The 18,190-nt window shown below is 69.4% G+C and carries 14 protein-coding genes; 6 read left to right on the plus strand and 8 right to left on the minus strand.

From position 1 onward, the window contains the following. Nucleotides 1–531: 531 nt before the first annotated feature. Nucleotides 532–2,586 (plus strand): transglycosylase domain-containing protein, encoded by a 2,055-nt coding sequence (locus EDF31_RS15380; RefSeq protein ID WP_243650086.1) that lies wholly within the window; start codon nucleotides 532–534, stop codon nucleotides 2,584–2,586. A gap of 99 nt (nucleotides 2,587–2,685) precedes the next feature. Here the strand turns inward: EDF31_RS15380 and EDF31_RS15385 are convergent, their stop codons facing one another. From EDF31_RS15385 to EDF31_RS15400, 4 genes are read right to left on the minus strand one after another with little or no spacing between them, the layout of a single operon-like run. Beyond that, on the minus strand, nucleotides 2,686–3,696 hold the full coding sequence (locus EDF31_RS15385; RefSeq protein WP_131846752.1) for an ABC transporter substrate-binding protein: 1,011 nt from the start codon (nucleotides 3,694–3,696) through the stop codon (nucleotides 2,686–2,688). A gap of 11 nt (nucleotides 3,697–3,707) precedes the next feature. Continuing rightward, nucleotides 3,708–4,577: an ABC transporter ATP-binding protein gene (locus EDF31_RS15390; protein WP_131846753.1), complete on the minus strand. Its 870-nt coding sequence runs from the start codon at nucleotides 4,575–4,577 to the stop codon at nucleotides 3,708–3,710. Further along, nucleotides 4,574–5,650 carry an iron chelate uptake ABC transporter family permease subunit gene (locus EDF31_RS15395; RefSeq protein ID WP_243650087.1) on the minus strand — a complete coding sequence of 359 codons (1,077 nt, stop codon included), beginning with the start codon at nucleotides 5,648–5,650 and terminating at the stop codon, nucleotides 4,574–4,576. The genes EDF31_RS15390 and EDF31_RS15395 overlap by 4 nt, the downstream gene beginning before the upstream one ends. After that, the gene (locus EDF31_RS15400; RefSeq protein WP_243650088.1) at nucleotides 5,647–6,726 is read right to left on the minus strand and encodes an iron ABC transporter permease; all 1,080 of its coding nucleotides are present in this window, start codon (nucleotides 6,724–6,726) and stop codon (nucleotides 5,647–5,649) included. The genes EDF31_RS15395 and EDF31_RS15400 overlap by 4 nt, the downstream gene beginning before the upstream one ends. Before the next feature lie 28 nt (nucleotides 6,727–6,754). Between EDF31_RS15400 and EDF31_RS15405 the strand changes: the two genes are divergently transcribed. Continuing rightward, on the plus strand, nucleotides 6,755–7,594 hold the full coding sequence (locus tag EDF31_RS15405; RefSeq protein WP_131846755.1) for a siderophore-interacting protein: 840 nt from the start codon (nucleotides 6,755–6,757) through the stop codon (nucleotides 7,592–7,594). A gap of 183 nt (nucleotides 7,595–7,777) precedes the next feature. Here EDF31_RS15405 and EDF31_RS15410 read toward each other — a convergent pair whose 3' ends face one another. From EDF31_RS15410 to EDF31_RS15420, 3 genes are all read right to left on the minus strand, one after another. Continuing rightward, on the minus strand, nucleotides 7,778–8,692 hold the full coding sequence (locus EDF31_RS15410) for a carbohydrate ABC transporter permease (protein WP_123938319.1): 915 nt from the start codon (nucleotides 8,690–8,692) through the stop codon (nucleotides 7,778–7,780). Between the two features lies 1 nt (nucleotide 8,693). After that, nucleotides 8,694–9,665 carry a sugar ABC transporter permease gene (locus EDF31_RS15415; protein ID WP_111086244.1) on the minus strand — a complete coding sequence of 324 codons (972 nt, stop codon included), beginning with the start codon at nucleotides 9,663–9,665 and terminating at the stop codon, nucleotides 8,694–8,696. 84 nt (nucleotides 9,666–9,749) lie between these two features. Next, nucleotides 9,750–11,105 carry an extracellular solute-binding protein gene (locus tag EDF31_RS15420; RefSeq protein ID WP_111086245.1) on the minus strand — a complete coding sequence of 452 codons (1,356 nt, stop codon included), beginning with the start codon at nucleotides 11,103–11,105 and terminating at the stop codon, nucleotides 9,750–9,752. Between the two features lie 308 nt (nucleotides 11,106–11,413). On the opposite strand from EDF31_RS15420, the gene EDF31_RS15425 reads away from it, so the two are divergent. After that, nucleotides 11,414–12,919 (plus strand): alpha-N-arabinofuranosidase, encoded by a 1,506-nt coding sequence (locus EDF31_RS15425; RefSeq protein ID WP_131846756.1) that lies wholly within the window; start codon nucleotides 11,414–11,416, stop codon nucleotides 12,917–12,919. 505 nt (nucleotides 12,920–13,424) lie between these two features. On the opposite strand, the gene EDF31_RS15430 is transcribed toward EDF31_RS15425, so the two are convergent. After that, on the minus strand, nucleotides 13,425–14,459 hold the full coding sequence (locus EDF31_RS15430) for a LacI family DNA-binding transcriptional regulator (protein ID WP_131846780.1): 1,035 nt from the start codon (nucleotides 14,457–14,459) through the stop codon (nucleotides 13,425–13,427). Nucleotides 14,460–14,650: 191 nt separating this feature from the next. Between EDF31_RS15430 and EDF31_RS15435 the strand changes: the two genes are divergently transcribed. The 3 genes from EDF31_RS15435 (at nucleotide 14,651) to EDF31_RS15445 (ending at nucleotide 18,018) form a co-directional block, all read left to right on the plus strand. Beyond that, nucleotides 14,651–15,598, plus strand: a complete 948-nt coding sequence (locus EDF31_RS15435; RefSeq protein WP_131846757.1) for a sugar ABC transporter permease — start codon at nucleotides 14,651–14,653, stop codon at nucleotides 15,596–15,598. Continuing rightward, the gene (locus tag EDF31_RS15440) at nucleotides 15,595–16,584 is read left to right on the plus strand and encodes a carbohydrate ABC transporter permease (protein ID WP_207896243.1); all 990 of its coding nucleotides are present in this window, start codon (nucleotides 15,595–15,597) and stop codon (nucleotides 16,582–16,584) included. Before EDF31_RS15435 ends, EDF31_RS15440 begins: the two co-directional genes overlap by 4 nt. A 99-nt stretch (nucleotides 16,585–16,683) precedes the next feature. Further along, the gene (locus EDF31_RS15445; RefSeq protein ID WP_207896245.1) at nucleotides 16,684–18,018 is read left to right on the plus strand and encodes a sugar ABC transporter substrate-binding protein; all 1,335 of its coding nucleotides are present in this window, start codon (nucleotides 16,684–16,686) and stop codon (nucleotides 18,016–18,018) included. Nucleotides 18,019–18,190 lie beyond the last annotated feature (172 nt).

Genomic DNA, 18,190 nt, shown 5'->3' on the forward strand with positions numbered 1-18,190 from the left:
GTTCTCACAACCAAGTCTCGCAAGTGTCCTCGGTGATGGGTTCACCATGGTGGCTTGCGAGACGAGCGTGGCGACGCACAGCTGATCTGGCTCGCCGGAGCTTCCAGCAGTGGGACACGGCTCGGCGAGCGAGATACGTCACCGCCACGGGCGCGCGCCGCGACGAACGACGTCTCGATCGGAGTGCGCCGGAGCTCGTGTTTCCCGTGCGGCGTTCGGGTGCTCGTCCGAAGCCCGGCGGACATCCGCCCGACCGCGAGTCGCGCACCACTCTGCAGCTGGTCACGAGGAATGGTCGTGGGAGCGCGGCGACGAGACGCGCAGAGACGGGCACTCTCGGAGCCGCCCGTCATCGTCCGGAGGGCCGAGATCGCCCCCACTGACGTCACGATCCCGTCACGACGGGCGCATTCCCAGCGGACACGGCGGTGTTCCGCGGCGAAGTCCCGGCGACCGCCCGAGATCGGCTGGGACGCTCCCGAACTACCGCACCAGATCGGTGCGGTGATGCACCACGGGGGATCCAGAGCGATGACGATGAGACGTGCAGGGGGAGCCGCGCTCGGCTTCGTGGGCGGCAGTGTGCTCGCAGGGTTGATGGTCGGGGTCGGCGTGACGCCGATGATCGCGGTCGCCGGAGTGAGCACGACGTCGGCGATCGGGGTGTTCGAGTCGCTGCCGGAGCACATCGAGATCGGGGACCTGCCGCAGCGCAACCAGGTCTGGGCGTACCGCGGTGGCGAACCGGTGCACCTGGCGAACGTGTGGGCGCAGGACCGGCAGGAGCTGTCGTTCGACCAGATCAGCGACCAGCTGAAGCACGCTGCGGTCGACGGCGAGGACAAGCGGTTCTACGAGACCGGTGGTGTGGACGCGACATCGATGGTCCGCTCCCTGGTGAGCGTCGCCGCGTCGCAGGGCGAGGGCGGATCGGGTGGCTCGACGCTCACGATGCAGCTCGTCCGCAACATCAAGATCCAGCGGGCGAGCGAGCTGCCGACGCTCGAGGAGCAGAAGGCCGGGTACAAGGAGGCGACGAAGCGGTCGCCGCAGCGGAAGCTCGCCGAGATGAAGCTCGCGATCGGCCTGGCGAAGAAGTACACCAAGGAGCAGATCCTGACGGCGTACCTGAACATCGCCTACTTCGGCGACCAGACCTACGGCGTGCAGTCGGCCGCGCAGCACTACTACGGCAAGTCCGCCACCGACCTGACCCCGGCCGAGGCGGCATCGCTCATCGCGATCGTGCAGTGGCCGGAGCGCCGCGACCTGTCCACGCCGGACCACTACCGCGACAACGCCGCGCGGCGGAACGTGATCCTCCGGTCCATGCACGAGCAGGGGCACCTGACGACCGACGAGTACCGCACGGCACGGCTGTCGCGGCTGGCCGATTACGTGCGCATCACCGCGCCGCAGCAGGGGTGCGAGGCCGTCGAGACCGGGGCGGAGTTCTTCTGCGACTACGCCAAGCGAGTCGCCGCACGGCTGCCGCAGCTCGGCGCGACGAAGCAGCAGCGCGCCGATGCCTGGCGGACGGGTGGGTACCGCATCCAGACGACGCTCGACCTCGACCTGAACGCGAAGCAGAAGGACCTGCTCGACCGGTACGACCCGAAGACCGAGACTCGTCTCGCGCTGGGCGCGACGCTGAACACCGTCGAGGCGGGCACCGGCCGGGTGCTCACGATGGCGCAGAACACCGACTACGACCGGTCGGAGCAGGCGCCACCGACGGCGACGTCGCTGAACTACGCCGTCGACCAGGCCGACGGAGATTCGACGGGCTTCCAGACCGGCTCGACGTACAAGATGTTCACGCTGCTGGCGTGGCTCGAGGCCGGCCGCAGCCCGGACACGGTCGTGAACGGCACCCCGCACCCGCAGAGCACGTGGACGGCGTGTGGCGAGCAGACGACGGCCTTCTGGCAGCCGAAGAACGATTCGCCGGGCCAGAAGGGGCCGTACTCGGTCCGCTCGGCCACGGCCCAGTCCGTGAACGCCGCCTACCAGTCGATGGCCGCGCAGCTCGACCTGTGCGACATCCGCGACGTCGCGAAGCGCCTCGGTGTGCACCTGGCCGCCGGCGGCGAGCTGCCGTGGAACCCCGCGTCGCTGCTCGGTACCGAGAGCATTGCGCCGCTGACGATGGCGGCGGCCTACGCGGGCGTCGCGAACGGTGGTCGGTACTGCGCGCCGGTCGTCATCGACCAGGTGACCGCACCGGACGGCACGGAGCTCGGCGGGCAGCCGCGCACCTGCTCGCAGGCCGTCTCGCCGCAGACTGCGGCGACGGCGTTCGAGGTCATGCAGGGTGCGTTCCGAGGCGGCACGGCGAGCGGCGGCCAGACCCCGGACGGCACCACGCTGTTCGGCAAGACCGGGACGGCCGACGCCGCCGACCAGGTGTGGTTGGTCGGCGGGAGCTCGCGTGCTGTGACCGCGTACTGGCAGGGCAACACCGACGGCGGGAAGCACAACCTGCGGTACTACTCGAACGGTCAGGGCGGCACCTACGCGGGGTCCCGCGCCGCGGTCTGGCGCGATGCGCAGACCGCGGTGAACGCCGCCTTGCCGGTGGGCTGACGACACCAGGCGGGGCACGTGCACGAGAACGCACCACGGACAGACGGGAGGCCCGTTGCCAGCTGGCAACGGGCCTCCCGTCCGATCGTTGGTTGCGTCCTAGGACAGCTTCTTGCTGTCCTCGAGCCAGCCCGCGAGCTGCTTCATGTAGTCGGCCTGCGAGGCGTAGTCGAGCGCCGGGAAGGTGAAGCTGTGCACCTGGCCGGCCTCGAGCGCCGCGTTGTCGGCGAAGGTCGGCTGCTTCTCGAGGTCCGCGACCTGGTAGCCCTGCTGCGACAGCAGCAGGACGTCGGCCTTGATCTGGCCCGCGTTCTCCCACGAGTAGATGCCCCAGTAGAAGCCCTTCGGCTTCGGGTTCACGAAGTCGACACCGAACGACGAGTACATCTGCAGCAGCGGCTCGTCGGTCGGGCGCGTGACGTAGGCGCCGTCACCATCGGCGTACATGGAGACGACCGACAGGTCCTGCTCCTTCGCGACCTTCTCGAGCTCGTCGCCTGCGGTGTCGAAGCGCTTCTCGGCGGCCTCGATCGTCGACTCCTTGGCGCCGAGGGACTCGCTCAGGTCGGCGATCTTCTCGATGACGTCCTCGCCCTTGCCGCCCCACTTGACCTGGACGACCGGCGCGATGGCCTCGATCTGCTTCTCCTGCTCGTTGTCCTTGAAGCCGTAGCCGGGCTGCGTGTCGTCGAGCGTGCCCTTCTCGTCGGTCGGGTAGACCGAGGTCACGACGAGGTCGGGCTTCAGCGCGGCGAGCTTCTCGAGGTCGATGTCGCCGTACCCGGTGCCGAGCTGCGTGATGCCGTCGGTGTCCAGGTCGTCGAACCGGGCGTCCTTCGCCATGGTCAGCTGGCCGAAGGTGCCGACCGGCTTCAGGCCGTACTCGATGAACGAGATCGCGATGTCGTTCAGCACGACGACGCGCTTCGGCGTGTGGTCGACCTTGACGGTCGTGCCGGTGGCGTCCTCGTAGGACCAGGCCTTCGATGCCGCGGTGTCGCCGTCGGAGTCGTTCGAGTCGGTGCTCGAGCAGCCGGCGAGGAGGAGGGCCGAGACGGCCACGGAGGTCAGGAGAGTGGCTCGGAGGGAGCCGCGTCGGGAGAGCTTCACGTTAGGAGAGGCTAACCTAAGTTTGCGGCACCCGCTAGTTCGACGTCTGGTTCGGCATGCGGCGCCGGGTCGTGCTCGTCGGCCTCGGGCACGATCATCGGCGCCCCGGTCACGGGGTCCGGGAACACGCGCGCGTGCAGCCCGAAGGCGTGCTCGAGCAACGCGGGGGTCAGTACCTCGTGCGGTGCCCCGTCGGCAGCGACGCCGCCGTCGTGCAGGACGACGAGCCGGTCGGAGAACCGGGCCGCGAGCGACAGGTCGTGCAGGACCATCACGATGGTGGAGCCCTGCTCCCGGTTGAGTCGGCGCACCAGGCGCAGGACCTCGAGCTGGTGCGCGAGGTCCAGGTAGGTCGTCGGTTCGTCGAGCAGCAACGTGTCGGCCTGCTGCGCCACCACCAGGGCGATCCATGCACGCTGTCGCTGGCCACCCGACAGGCTCGCGACGTCGCGGTGGGCGACGTCGGTCAGACCGGTCGCCGCGATGGCCTGCTCCGCCACGTCGGCGTCGTCCGCGGTCCACGGCTTCGCCCACGACTGGTGCGGGTTGCGGCCGCGCATCACCAGGTCGAGCACGCTCGTGCCCGCAGGAGCGACGGGGGACTGCGGCAGGATCGCGAGCTTCCGCGCGACCTGGCGGTTCGGTTCCTTGCGGATCGGGGCACCGTCGAGCAGGACCTCGCCGGACTGCGGCTTCAGCACGCGCCCGAACGCCTTGAGCAGGGTCGACTTGCCGCAGCCGTTCGCGCCGAGGAACGTCGTCACGGTGCCACGCTCGATGCGCAGGTCGAGATCGGTCAGCACGGGGTGCCGGTCGTAGCCGACGGACAGGCTGCGGGCTTCGAGGACCGGGGTGGACGGGGGTGTCGACGGGGGAGTCATCGGGACATCTCCTTGCGGTGACGGATGAGGAGCCAGATCAGGTACGGGGCGCCGATCACGGTCGTGATGATGCCGACGGGCACCTGCCACGGGAACGCCGATCGGGAAAGCAGGTCCGCCGCGAGGACCAGCGCGGCGCCGAGCAGGCCGGCGAGCAGCAGCGGTGGCCGGTTCGTCCCGGCCAGCCGGAGTCCGACCTGCGGTACCACGAACGCGACGAAACCGACCGGTCCGGCGGCGGCGACGGCGGCGGCGGTGAGCACGACGGCCAGGGCGATCACGAGCAGGCGGTGCCGCTGGACGGCGAGCCCCACCCCGGTCGCGACCTCGTCACCGAGCTGTCCGATGCCGAGCGCCGCACTCGTCGCCAGGGCGATCGGCACCGCGACCGCGGCGACGATGAGCAGCGGCCAGACGCTCGACCACGAGGTGCTCGACAGGCTGCCGACGAGCCACTGCGACGCCGCGGTCGCGATGGTGATCTTGGCGCGGACGAGCAGGTAGCTCGTCACGGCGTCGAGGGTCGCGCTCACGCCGATGCCGACCAGGATGAGCCGGTAGCTCTGCACCCCGCCGCGCCAGCCGAGCCCGTAGACGACTGCGGCGGCGACGAGCGCGCCGATCGTCGCAGCCACCGGGATCCCGCCGCTGAGCACGATCGAGGACACCGAGTACGTGCCCCCACCGAGCACGATGGCCGCCACGGCGCCGACGCTCGCGCCCGAGGTCACGCCGATGATGTCCGGGGTGCCCAGGGGGTTCCGCGTGAAGGTCTGGGTCAGTGCGCCGGCGATGCCGAGGGTCAGCCCGACGAGCGCTCCGGTGAGGACACGGGGCAGCCGGAGGGTGGTGATGATGAAGCCGTCCGGGCCGGTCTCGAGCCCGACCAGGGAGCGGAGCACGGTGCCCGGGGCGATCCAGGTCGAGCCGATCGCGACACCGAGGACGACGAGCACCAGGACCAGACCGAGAGCGGCGACCGTGTACCAGAACACCCGCGGGCGCCAGGCGAGGCCGATCGGGCCGATGCGGACCCCCGAACGGCCGGGCGCACGGACCGCTGCGCCCGTCACAGGGACACCAGCGATCGGCGACGGGCGACGGCGACGAAGACGGGGCCGCCGATGACGGCCAGGACGATGCCGACCTCGACCTCCGAGAACCCGCCGATGAGCCGCCCCACGACGTCGGCGAGCAGCACGAGCGCCGCTCCGACGAGCCCGGAGACCGGCAGGGTCCACCGGTGCCCGGTGCCGACGAGGGCTCGGGCGACGTGCGGCACGGTCAGGCCGACGAAGCCGATCGGCCCGGCGGCGGCGGTCGCACCGGCTGCGAGCAACGTGATGGCCCCGAGCCCGACGAGCCGCGCGACGAGCACGTTCTCGCCCAGGCCCTTGGCCAGGTCCGAGCCGAGCCCGAGCGCATCGAGTGCCCGGACGTTCAGGATCGCGAGCACCAGCCCGGCGACCAGGAACGGCCACACCGCGCCGAGGATGTCGAGCTGCCGTGCAGCGAGGGAGCCGACGACCCACAGCCGGTACGCGTCGAGTGAGTCCTGGTCGGTCAGGACGACGAACGAGGTCAGCGCGCCCAACAGGGCCGAGACGGCGGCGCCCGCCAGGGCGAGGGGGACCGGGCTCGCCGTTCCGCTGCCCGCGATGGTCACCGAGAACACCACGACGCTCGCGACCAGCGCGCCGCCGAGGGCGAACCACACCGTCGCGCCGGTGCTCGTGACCCCGAACACGTAGACGCCGAGGACGACGGCGAGTCCGGCGCCCGACGAGACCCCGAACAGTCCGGGGTCGGCGAGCGGGTTGCGCGTGTGCCCCTGCATCAGGAGCCCCGCGATCCCCAGGGCCGCTCCGACCGCGGCACCGATGAGCGTGCGCGGGACCCGGGAGCCCCAGACGATCGCCTCATCGGTGGTCGACCCGGTCCGGAAGAGGCCGTCGAGCACCCGGTCGACGCCGATGCGGTTGCTGCCGAGGAGCATGCTCGCGACCGCCACCAGGACCAGCACGACGACCAGTCCGGCGATCACCAGGACGCGGCGACGGACGGCGGTGCGGTGGATACCGAGGGCTGCTGACGCATCGGCGGTGCGGGCCTCCGAGACGGAAGCCAGGGCAGGGGAGGGGGCTGGCACGGAGAACATCTTAGGTTAGCCTTGCCTCATGGCGAAGACTCCGCGGCTCCTGCCCGAGAATCCCCGGCTCTTCCGTGCCCGGGTCCTGCGGACCGAGCGCACGACGCCGTCGATGCAGCGTGTCACCGTCACCGGCGACGACCTGCACGAGTTCCCGTTCCTCGGCTTCGACCACTGGTTCCGCCTGTTCACCGGGCGTCCGGACCAGGACGCGTTCCGGATGCCGGACCTCGACGGCAAGAAGTGGTGGCCGACGTTCCTGGCCATCCCCGAGGACGTCCGCCCGCACTGCGCGAACTACACCGTCGCCGCCTTCCGCCTGATGCCCGACGGCACCGCCGAGATGGACGTCGACTTCGTCGTGCACACCGACGCCGACGGCGAGCCCGAGGGCCGTGCCGCCATCTGGGCCTGCGGTGCCCGCCCCGGCGACCAGCTGGCGATGCTCGACCAGGGCTGCATCTTCGACTGCCCGGACGACACCAGCGAGATCGTCATCGCGGCCGAGGAGACCGGCCTGCCCGGCGTGCTCGGCATCGCCGCGTCACTGCCCCGGGACGCCGTCGGCCGCATCATCCAAGAGGTCCCCACCGCCGGCGACGTCCGCGAGATCGACGCACCCGCCGGGGTCGCGGTCACGTGGATCGTCCGCGACGAGGTCGACCACCACGCCGTCCCGGGCCGCGCCGCGCTCGCCGAACTGCAGCGGCACGTGCCCGTCGACGACCGCGGGTACGCCTTCGTGGTCGGCGAGTCGACCCTCGCCACCGAGGGCCGCCGGCACCTGCACCGTGCGGGTCTTCCGAAGGCGCGCATCACGTTCTCCGGCTTCTGGAAGCACGAGGCCAAGGAGTCCGTCTCCGCCTGAGCGGTGCCCGTTCCTTCCCATGACGCGTGCGATGCCTGGCGCTTCCGGGCGTACCGTCACGAAACTTCTCGGCAGGTACGCCCGATCTCGCCAGGTACGCCCGCTTCCGCCACGCGACCAGCACGACGGACGGGAGGCCCGTGGCGACATCGCCACGGGCCTCCCGTCCGTCGTGGGGTTGCGTCAGCCCTTGAGGCCGGAACCCGTCACGCCCTCCACGATCTGCCGCTGGAAGATCAGGTAGAGGATGATCAGCGGCAACGCCGCCAGGATCGCTCCGGCCTGGATGTCCGCGTAGCGCTGACCGAAGCTGCCCTGGACCGTGGCGAGCCCGACCGGGATCGTCATGAGGTCCGGGTTCGACAGCACGAACAGCGGCAGCAGCAGGTTGTTCCAGACACCCACGAACGTCAGGATCGTCACCGCGGCGATCACCGGACGCGACAGCGGCAGGATGACCGACCAGTAGATCTTCCAGATGTTGGCGCCGTCGATGCGAGCCGCTTCCTCCAGCTCCTTCGGGATGCCGTCGAAGAACTGCTTGAAGATGAACACCGCGATCACGGCGGGCACCTGCGGGAAGATGACCGACCAGTAGGTGTTCAGCAGGCCGACGGCGTTGAGCTCCTGGAAGATCGGGATGATCAGGACCTGCGTCGGGATCATGATCCCGAGGATGATGAGCAGGAACGCGATGTTCCGACCGCGGAACACGAGGCGGGACAGCGCGAACGCCGCCATCGAGGCGAACATGACCGTCAGGACGGCCGTGATCACGCTCGTGATGGCGCTGGCGAGGTACCAGTTCCAGATGTCACCGGCCTGGAACAGTGCCGCGTAGGAGTGCAGCGTCGGGTTCCAGTTCGACAGGATCGAGTTCGCGCCGAGGGCGGCGACGCCGTTGTCGGACAGCGACGTCTTCAGGGCGAACAGGCTGGGGATGAGCCAGATGATCGCGAAGACGATCAGGATGATCCCGGCGACCAGGTTGAAGCCCTTGCCGGAGACGCCGATCTTGGCGGCGTTCGCGGGGGCGGCGGCCGAGACGCCGGTGCGGAGCTTGGCGCGGCCGGTGGTGATGCTCTCGGTGGCGGTCATGTCAGGCCCCGATCTCTCGCTTGGCGGCAGCGCGCTCGACGAGCTGCCGGATGACCGCGATCGCGACGATCACGATGAACAGGAGCACCGACGCTGCCGAGGCGGCACCGAGTCGGTTGTCGGTGAAGCCGACGCCCGTGATGAGCTGCAGCGAGACCTGGGTGGAGATGCCCGGTCCGCCGTTCGTCATCAGGTACACCTGGTCGAAGATCTTCAGGCTCGCGATGATCTGCAACAGGATGACCAGCGTCGTGGTGCGGCCGAGCAGCGGCAGCGTGATCGACTTGATCTGCTGCCAGTTCGACGCGCCGTCGACGGCGGCCGCTTCGTACAGTTCGCGCGGGATCTCCTGCAGACCGGCCAGGTAGAGCACGAAGTTGAAGCCGAGGGTCCACCAGACGGTGGCGATCGCGACACCGATCATCGCGGTGTTCGGGCTGGACAGCATGCCGGAGCCCGGGGTGAGGCCGATCGCCGACTGCATGCTCGCCCACAGGCCGGTCGCCGGCGTGAAGATGAACACCCAGATGAGCGAGATCGTCGCCGACGGCAGGATGAACGGCAGGAAGAACGCCAGTCGGAAGAACCACTGGCCGCGGTTCATCCGGTTCGTCAGCACGGCGAAGACGAACGCCAGGATGACGAGCGGCGGCGTCGTGTACAGCGTGAACTGCAGCGTGTGCCAGAGCGACGACCAGAAGTCGGAGCGTCCGAGCATCTCGGCGTAGTTCGCGAACCCGGCGAAGCTGCCGAGGCCCGTGCGGACGGTCGAGGTGTTGAAGAAGCTCGAGACGATCATCCAGACCGTCGGGCCGAGCAGGAAGGCCGCGTAGAACAGGCCGAACGGGGCGAGGAAGAGCCAGCCGCTGCGGCCCTGGCCACGGGTGAGGCTGGTGCCGTAGGTGCGGTTCCGGCGCGGACGCGACGCGGTGGCCGCGTCCGTGGGCCGGTCGAGGACAGGTGCTGTGGTCACGTCATCGTGCCTTTCGCGCGGTGTTCACGGCGATCGCGTGGGTCGTGTGCCCGGAGCGTACGAGCCGGGCGGTCATGTGCCCGGTCACAGCGGGCTCGGGGTGTTCAGGTAGGTCGCGAGCTGCGACTTGATGGCACTGAGCGCCTGTGCGGGCGACGAGCTGCCCTGCTGCACGAGTGCCAGCTGGGCGCCGACGGTGCCCTCGAAGGTCGAACCGGAGCCTCCGTACCAGGCGGGGTCGTCGAACACGGCGGTCTCGGCTGCGGCCGCGTAGTTCGACTGGGGCTTGAGCTCCTTGTAGGCGCTGCTGTCGAAGGTCGGGATGTAGGCGGGGACGTGCCCGCCCTCGGCCCAGGTCAGGCTCTGCTCGAGCATCTGCTTGATGAAGAGCATGTGCTGCTTGCGCTGCTCCGGCGTGCGGTCCTTCTTCGGCAGCACGAAGGTGTGCGAGTCCGCCTGCGTCGCGGGCTTGTCGTAGAGCTGGGGGATCGGGGCCATGCCGAACTTCAGTCCCTTGATGGACTGCGCCGTGCTGATCTCCCACTCGCCCTGCATGAAGAAGCCGGCCTTGCCGTCGAACATCAGGGACTGTGCCGTGGCGTAGTCGAGCGCCTTGTTCATCCAGCCCTGCTTGACCCACTTCTGGGTGCGGCTGGTGACCTCGTTGTAGGCGTCCTCGTTGACGGTGAGCTTCGCGCCGCCGTCACTGATGAAGGGTGTCGCGTCGTTGATCTGGTTGTACATCGTCCAGAAGAAGCGCCACGGGGTGGCGGTCTCCGGCACGACGTTGGCGACGTTGAGCGCGGTGCCGCCGGTGACCTTCGCGACCGCGGCGAGGGCGCTCTCGAACGTGTCCATGCCGGACAGGTCCTTGAGGTTGCCGTCGCTGTCGAGCAGGCCCGCCTTCTTGCACACGTCAACGTTGTAGAAGAGCACGAAGGGGTGGGTGTCGAGCGGGATGGCGATGTTGTTGCCGTCGGTCTTCTGCGCCGTCCACGCCTTCTGGTTGAAGTCGGCGGCGCTGAGGCCGACGCTCGCCAGGTCCTCGGACGTGATCGGGTCGAGCAGGTCGCCGTCCCACAGCGGCTTCGCGCGGGTCAGGTGGGCGACCGCGACGTCCGGCGGCTTGTTCCCGACGGTGGCCAGTGTCAGCTTCGAGTAGTACGGGTTGCCCCACGCGAACGTGGTGGCCTGCAGCGAGCTCGATCCGCCGTGCTGCTTCGCGTAGCCGTCCTCCATCGCCTGCATGCGGAGGCCGTCACCGCCGCCGAAGAGGTTCCAGAAGACGAGCGTCTCGGGGTTGAGCGCACTGCCGGCCAGGCCGGCTGCGATCGGGCTCGAGCACGCGGCGAGCGGCAGGACCGTCGCGGCCGCCGCTCCTGCGGCGAGGAAGCCGCGGCGCGAGAGGCGCGACGCGGGTGTTGCTGGGCGGTTCGGCATGGCATCACTCCATCGGGATGGGCCGGGCTCGGGAGCAGGGTCGGTGCTCCCGCCGGAGCATCGCTGCTCCGTTCGCGGAACACTGCTGCTCCGTGCACGAGAGCCGTGGGTCGGTGCTCCGTGAGCGCTCACATTAGCGCTCGCGAAGATCATCCGCCACCCCTTTCGCGTCGCCGTGGAACCCGGTAGCGTTTCGGTCAGGTGAGCGCTCACTTTCGTGACGGTCCGCTTCGCTACCCCTGGCGCCGGACCGAGCACGCGCACCGCACGACCCGCAGTACCCGCTCTCGCACGATCGAAGGAGATCCATGCCCCGCACACACCTCGTCCTCGACGCCGCGTTCACCGTGGGGCCGGTGCGACGTCGCCTGTTCGGCGGGTTCGTCGAGCACCTCGGCCGCCACGTCTACGACGGCATCCACGAGCCCGCGCACGAGACCGCCGACGAGCACGGCTTCCGGAAGGACGTCGTCGAGCTCGTCAAGGAACTCGGCGTCTCCGCCATCCGCTACCCCGGCGGCAACTTCGTCTCCGGCTACAAGTGGGAGGACGGCGTCGGCCCCGTCGAGCAGCGCCCGAAGCGCCTCGACCTGGCCTGGCACTCGACCGAGACCAACGAGGTCGGCCTGCACGAGTTCCAGCACTGGCTCGACCAGGTCGGCTCGGAGCTCATGCTCGCCGTGAACCTCGGCACACGCGGCACCGCCGAGGCGATCGAGCTGCTCGAGTACGCGAACATCGACGCCGGCACCGCACTGTCCGAGTACCGCAAGTCCAACGGCCGCCAGGAGCCCTTCGCCATCAAGATGTGGTGCCTCGGCAACGAGATGGACGGCCCGTGGCAGCTCGGCCACAAGAACGCCGAGGACTACGGCAAGCTCGCCGCCATGACCGCGAAGGCCATGCGCCAGATCCAGCCCGACCTCGAGCTGGTCGCCTGCGGTTCGTCCGGAGCGTCGATGCCGACGTTCGGCGAGTGGGAGCGCACCGTCCTCGAGCACACCTACGACGACGTGGACTACATCTCGGCGCACGCCTACTACGAAGAGGGCGACGATCTGCCGTCGTTCCTCGCCGCTGGCGTGAACATGGACCACTTCATCAAGACGGTCACCACCGCCGCCGACCACGTGCAGGCGCAGAAGAAGTCCAACAAGCGCATCGACATCTCGTTCGACGAGTGGAACGTCTGGTCGATCACGAAGTGGAACGAGCAGCAGAAGACCTTCGGGCCGCAGAACTGGCCGGTTGCCCCACGCCTGCTCGAGGACGTCTACACCGTCGCCGACGCCGTCGTCGTGGGTGGGCTGCTCATCTCGCTGCTCCGGCACGCGGACCGCGTCGCCTCGGCCTCGCTCGCGCAGCTCGTCAACGTGATCGGCCCGATCATGACTGAGCCCGGCGGCCCGGCCTGGCGCCAGACGACGTTCTTCCCGTTCTCGCTGACGTCGCGCCTGGCGAACGGCACGTCGCTGCAGGTCAAGGCCTCGGGCGACACCGTCGACGGCGGCAAGTACGGCGAGGTGCCGGTCGTGGACTCGGCCGCCACCGTGACCGAGGACGGCAAGGCAGCGGTCTTCCTGATCAACCGCCACCCGTCCGAGTCGACCACCGTCACGATCGACCTCGCGGGCCTGGCGGCCTCGGGTGACGTCCGTGCCGAGGGCATCTGGGACGACGACATCCACGCCGTGAACGACCTCTCGTCCACCGAGCGCGTCGGGCTCCGCACGAACGAGACGGTCAGCCGCGATGGCGACACCATCACGATCGAGCTGCCGCCCGTGTCCTGGACCGCCGTGTCAATCGGCTGAGACGCCTCGGCGTGCGCTGCGGCGGGCGTCGAGTGAGCACAGAGGACGTCGGGCGCTCGCGCCCGACGTCCTCTGCTCGTTCGTGCGCGGCGCGTGCGCGTGCGCGTGCAGGGTGCGTGTCGCGTGTCGTGTGTCGGCCTGGTCCGGTCCGGTCCGGTCCGGTCCGGTCCGGTCCGGTTCGGTTCGCGAAAGCGACAGTCTCCCGGCATGCTGCGGCGTCCGGTCCGTGAAAGCGACAGTTCTCCGCAAATGGTTGGCGGGACACTGTCGCTTTCGCGGGTGTGCCCCGGGCGGCGGACGGGAGGCCCGTGGCGGGCTGGCACCGCGCCTCCCGTCCGCCTGTTGGTCGCGAAAGCGACAGATGTGCGGCCCGCTGCGCCGTCCGGTCCGCGAGAGCGACAGTTCTCCGCGGAAGGTTGGCGGCACAGTGTCGCTTTCGCGAACCGGGGCCGCGAACCGGGGCCGCGAACCGGGCGCCGCGAACCGGCGGCCGAGCCCGGTGGCGTCAGCGCGCGGCAGGCGGCGGCGCGGTGCTCGCCCGCTCCACCAGGCGCACGGGCACCAGGTCGGGGGCGGAGGACACGGACTCGCCGTCGATCTGGGCGAGCAGGTTCGCGACGGCTCGGCGCCCGACCTCGTCGAAGGACTGGTGCACGGTGGTGAGCGGCGGCCAGAAGGAGTCGGACTCGGGGGAGTCGTCGAAGCCCACCACGCTGAGCGACGACGGCACGGACCGCCCGAACTCGTGCGCGGCGCGGAGTACCCCGAGCGCGGTCTGGTCGTTGGCGGCGAACACGGCGGTGATGTCCGGGCGTGCGGCGATCTCGAGCCCCGCCGAGTAGCCGTGCTCGGTCGTCCAGCCGCCGTGGAACACCGGCGGGACGACCCGTCCGGCGCGCGACAGGGTGTCCTGCCACGCGGCCAACCGGCGTGCGGCGGAGTACGACGAGGTCGGTCCGGCGACGTGCCAGACGGTCTCATGGCCGAGGTCGAGCAGGTGCTGGGTGGCCTGGCGCGCGCCGTCGGTCTGGTCGGTGTCGATCGCCGGGTGGTCGGTGCTGCCGGTGGAGTCGATGATGACCATGGGCACGCCGTCGGGCAGCACGACCTCGGCCGTGTCGATGATGTGCGACTCGATGATGATCACGACGCCGTCGACGGCCTGTTCGTGCAGGCGGGAGAACGCGGAGCGCACGCCTTCTTCGGTGCGCGAGGCCATCGGCAGCAGCGTGATCGTGAAGTCGGCGGTGCCGGCGGCGTCGGCGATCGCCTCGAGCGTGCGCATGTTGCCGAAGGACGCGAGCGTGAACATGATCACGCCGATGGTGCGGAAGCGCCCCGATCGCAGGGCCCGTGCGGCACGGTTGGGCCGGTAGCCCAGGGTGTCCATCGCGCGCTGCACGCGGTCGCGGGTGTCCGGGCTGACGTTGTCGAACCCGCGGGCGACGCGCGAGACGGTCTGCATCGAGACCCCGGCGGCGTCGGCGACGGCGGCCATCGAGGGGGAGCGGCGGGTGCCGGCGGGGGACTCGGTCGTCATCGGCTCGAGCTCCTTCCGTTGCGGGATCACGCAGTCTGCGTTCCCGGACGCTAGCGCATGTTGACGTTGCCATGCTATCGTCCTGACGTTCGATGTTGACGTCAACATCTGCGACCGCCAGAGCGCCCGCCACCGGGCCCGGGTCGCGGCCGAGACACCGGACACCCGAACGCAGCAGACGAAGGAGTCACATGAGCACGCTCGCAGCGCGGCCCGGCGAGGCAGCCGCAGCGCAGCCGGCAGCCCCCCGCCCGGCAGGTCGCCGGACCAAGGCGCGGGGGCGCTACACCGGCTGGCTGTTCGTCGGACCCTTCGTGGTCGTCCTGATCGCCATGCTCATCGTCCCGATCGGCTACGCCCTCTGGCTCAGCCTGTTCCGCGACCAGCTCATCGGCGGCAACCAGTTCGTCTGGTTCGCCAACTACGTTCAGCTCTTCCAGGACGCCAAGTTCTGGTCCGGCTTCGGTCGGGTCGCGATCTTCCTGGTCGTCCAGGTGCCGATCATGCTCGGGCTCGCACTCGTCGCCGCCCTCGCACTCGACAGCGCACGGCTCTGGGGCACGTCGTTCTTCCGCATCGCGGTGTTCCTGCCCTACGCCGTCCCCGGTGTCGTCGCGGCCCTGATCTGGGGCTTCATCTACGGCAACCAGTTCGGTCTGACCGGTGCGGCGAACGACGCGCTCGGCATCGACCTGCTGCAGCCGTTCAGCCCCACCTGGGTGCTGACCTCCATCGGCAACGTGGTCACGTGGGAGTTCCTCGGCTACAACATGCTGATCTTCTACGCCGCACTCCGCACGGTGCCCGGTGAGCTGTACGAGGCCGCCGAGCTCGACGGCGCCGGCCCCCTGCGCACGGTCTTCTCGATCAAGCTCCCGGCCCTGCGCGGCCCCATGGTCATCGCCACGATCTTCTCGATCATCGGCAGCTTCCAGCTCTTCAACGAGCCGAACCTGCTGAAGACCCTGGCCCCGAACGTCATCGGCAGCGCCTTCACCCCGAACATGTACGCCTACTCGCTGTCCTTCAGCGGCCAGCAGTTCAACTACTCCGCCACCGTCGCGATCGTGATGGGCGTGATCACCGCGGTGATCGCCTACGTCGTCCAGGTCCGCGGAACCCGCCAGGAGAACCGATGAGCACCATCCAGCACCCCGCGACCGGCGCCGCCGGACCGGCCACGGTCACGGAGGCGACCACGACGCAGCGCGACCCGCGCACCCGCTCGACCCGGGCCTCCCGGAAGGCCGAGCGGAAGGCCGAGCAGCACGTCGACGGACGCAAGCCGAAGCGTTCCGGCCTGCTGACCGTGGTCATGGTCGTCTTCGTCGTCTACTCGTTCGCGCCGCTGTTCTACCTGCTCGTGAACAGCACGAAGACGCAGGCGTCGCTGCTCTCCACCTTCGGGCTCTGGTTCGGCGGGGACTTCAACCTCTGGCAGAACATCGTCGACACCGTCACCTACAACGACGGCATCTTCCTGCAGTGGTTCGGCAACACGCTGCTCTACGTGGTCGTCGGTGCCGGTGGCGCCACCCTGCTCGCGACCGTCGCCGGCTACGGCATGGCGAAGTTCCAGTTCCCCGGACGCCGCGCGGTGTTCGCCATCGTGCTCGGTGCCATCGCGGTCCCCGGCACGGCCCTGGCGGTCCCGACCTTCCTGCTCTTCTCGCAGGTCGGCCTGACCAACACCCCGTGGTCGATCATCCTGCCGTCGCTCATCAGCCCGTTCGGCATGTACCTGATCTGGACCTACGCGGTCGACGCGATCCCCGCCGAACTCCTCGAGGCCGCTCGCATGGACGGCGCCGGCGAGTTCCGGATCTTCTTCACCATCGCGCTCCGCCTGCTCGCTCCCGGTGTCGTCACCGTCCTGCTCTTCGCGGTCGTCGCCACCTGGAACAACTACTTCCTGCCGCTCATCATGCTGAGCGACCCGAAGTGGTACCCCCTGACGGTCGGCCTGAACCAGTGGAACGCCCAGGCCACCGGGTCCGGCGCGCAGCCGATCTACAACCTCGTCGTCACGGGATCGCTCCTCACGATCATCCCGATCGTGGTCGCGTTCCTCTTCCTCCAGCGCTTCTGGCAGTCCGGCCTTGCGGCCGGATCCGTCAAGGCCTGATCCGTCGGACGGGAGGCCCGTGGCGACCCCGCCCCGCGCCCTCCGGTCCGGAACACAGCAGCACGACCCCCTCTCCACGAAGAAGTGAAAGGCACCCCCATGAACAAGCGTCTCCGGCGCGGGCTCAGCGCCCTCGCCATCGGCGTCACCGCCACGATCGCCCTCGCCGCCTGCGCGACCGGCGGCTCGTCGTCCGGTGGCTCGTCCGACGACATCACCAAGGCACTGAAGGACGGTGGCACCCTGACCTACTGGTCGTGGACCCCCTCCGCCAAGGCCCAGGTCGCCGCGTTCGAGAAGCAGTACCCCAAGGTGAAGGTCAAGCTCGTCAACGCCGGCACCGGCGCCGACCAGTACACCAAGCTCCAGAACACCGTGAAGGCCGGCTCGGGCGCCCCCGACGTCGCCCAGGTCGAGTACTTCGCGCTGCCGCAGTTCGCCCTGTCCGACTCGCTGCTCGACCTGTCCGGCTACGGCTTCGACTCGCTCGAGGACAAGTTCGCGAAGAGCACCTGGAGCTCGGTGTCGATCGACGACAAGGTCTACGGCCTGCCGCAGGACTCCGGCCCCATGGCGCTGTTCTACAACGAGACGGTCTTCGACAAGCACGACATCGCCGTGCCGAAGACCTGGGACGAGTACGTCGCCGCCGCGAAGAAGCTGCACGAGGCCGACCCGAACGCCTACATCGCGGCCGACTCCGGCGACGCCGGCTTCACCACGAGCATGATCGCCCAGGCCGGCGGTACCCCGTTCACCACCGACGGTGACAAGGTGACCATCAACCTGCAGGACGAGGGCTCGAAGAAGTGGACGAGCACCTGGAACGAGCTCGTCGAGCAGGGCCTGCTGTCGAAGACCGTCGGCTGGACCGACGACTGGTACAAGCAGCTCGGCAACGGTGAGATCGCCACGATGATCACCGGCGCCTGGATGCCCGGCAACCTGGAGTCCGGCGTCGCCCAGGCCTCGGGTGACTGGCGCGTCGCCCCGATGCCGACCTACGACGGCGGCACCGCCCAGACCGCGAACAACGGCGGCAGCGCCGAGGTCGTCATGAAGCAGTCGAAGAACCCGGCCCTCGCCGCGGGCTTCCTGAAGTGGCTGAACTCGTCCAAGGAGTCGACCGGCGTCTTCATGAAGTCCGGTGGGTTCCCCTCGACGACCGCTGACCTCGACTCGTCGGCCTTCCTCGACGAGAAGCCGTCCTACTTCGGTGGGCAGCAGATCAACAAGGTGCTCGTCGACGCGTCGAAGTCCTCGGACAACGACTTCACCTACCTGCCGTACCAGGTGTACGCGAACAGCGTCTACGCCGACACCGTCGGTCAGGCGTACGAGAACGGCACCTCCCTCGACGCCGGCCTCGAGGCCTGGCAGAAGGCCCTCGCCAAGTACGGCAAGGACCAGGGCTTCACGGTCTCGACCAAGTAGCACCGGCACCAACTCCCCGGGGTCGGGGGGGGGGGGGGGGCCCCCCCCCCCCCCCCCCCCCAACAAAAAAAAAAACAAAAAAACCCACCCCCCCCCCCGACACCACCCACAAAAAACAGGACACCATCGGCGGGCCCCCCCGGGCCGCCCCCGCCCCCCGGGGGGAACACCC

The organism is Curtobacterium sp. PhB142, assembly GCF_004341255.1.
In the GTDB taxonomy this organism is placed as follows: Bacteria; Actinomycetota; Actinomycetes; order Actinomycetales; family Microbacteriaceae; genus Curtobacterium.

What these genes read in the sequence shown, in the direction of transcription:
- EDF31_RS15380 (WP_243650086.1), top strand. Translation starts at nt 532, where the DNA reads ATGACGATGAGACGTGCAGGGGGAGCCGCGCTCGGCTTCGTGGGCGGC.
- EDF31_RS15435 (WP_131846757.1), top strand. Translation starts at nt 14,651, where the DNA reads ATGAGCACGCTCGCAGCGCGGCCCGGCGAGGCAGCCGCAGCGCAGCCG.
- EDF31_RS15425 (WP_131846756.1), top strand. Translation starts at nt 11,414, where the DNA reads ATGCCCCGCACACACCTCGTCCTCGACGCCGCGTTCACCGTGGGGCCG.
- EDF31_RS15445 (WP_207896245.1), top strand. Translation starts at nt 16,684, where the DNA reads ATGAACAAGCGTCTCCGGCGCGGGCTCAGCGCCCTCGCCATCGGCGTC.
- EDF31_RS15440 (WP_207896243.1), top strand. Translation starts at nt 15,595, where the DNA reads ATGAGCACCATCCAGCACCCCGCGACCGGCGCCGCCGGACCGGCCACG.
- EDF31_RS15420 (WP_111086245.1), bottom strand. Translation starts at nt 11,105, where the DNA reads ATGCCGAACCGCCCAGCAACACCCGCGTCGCGCCTCTCGCGCCGCGGC.
- EDF31_RS15410 (WP_123938319.1), bottom strand. Translation starts at nt 8,692, where the DNA reads ATGACCGCCACCGAGAGCATCACCACCGGCCGCGCCAAGCTCCGCACC.
- EDF31_RS15405 (WP_131846755.1), top strand. Translation starts at nt 6,755, where the DNA reads ATGGCGAAGACTCCGCGGCTCCTGCCCGAGAATCCCCGGCTCTTCCGT.
- EDF31_RS15430 (WP_131846780.1), bottom strand. Translation starts at nt 14,459, where the DNA reads ATGACGACCGAGTCCCCCGCCGGCACCCGCCGCTCCCCCTCGATGGCC.
- EDF31_RS15390 (WP_131846753.1), bottom strand. Translation starts at nt 4,577, where the DNA reads ATGACTCCCCCGTCGACACCCCCGTCCACCCCGGTCCTCGAAGCCCGC.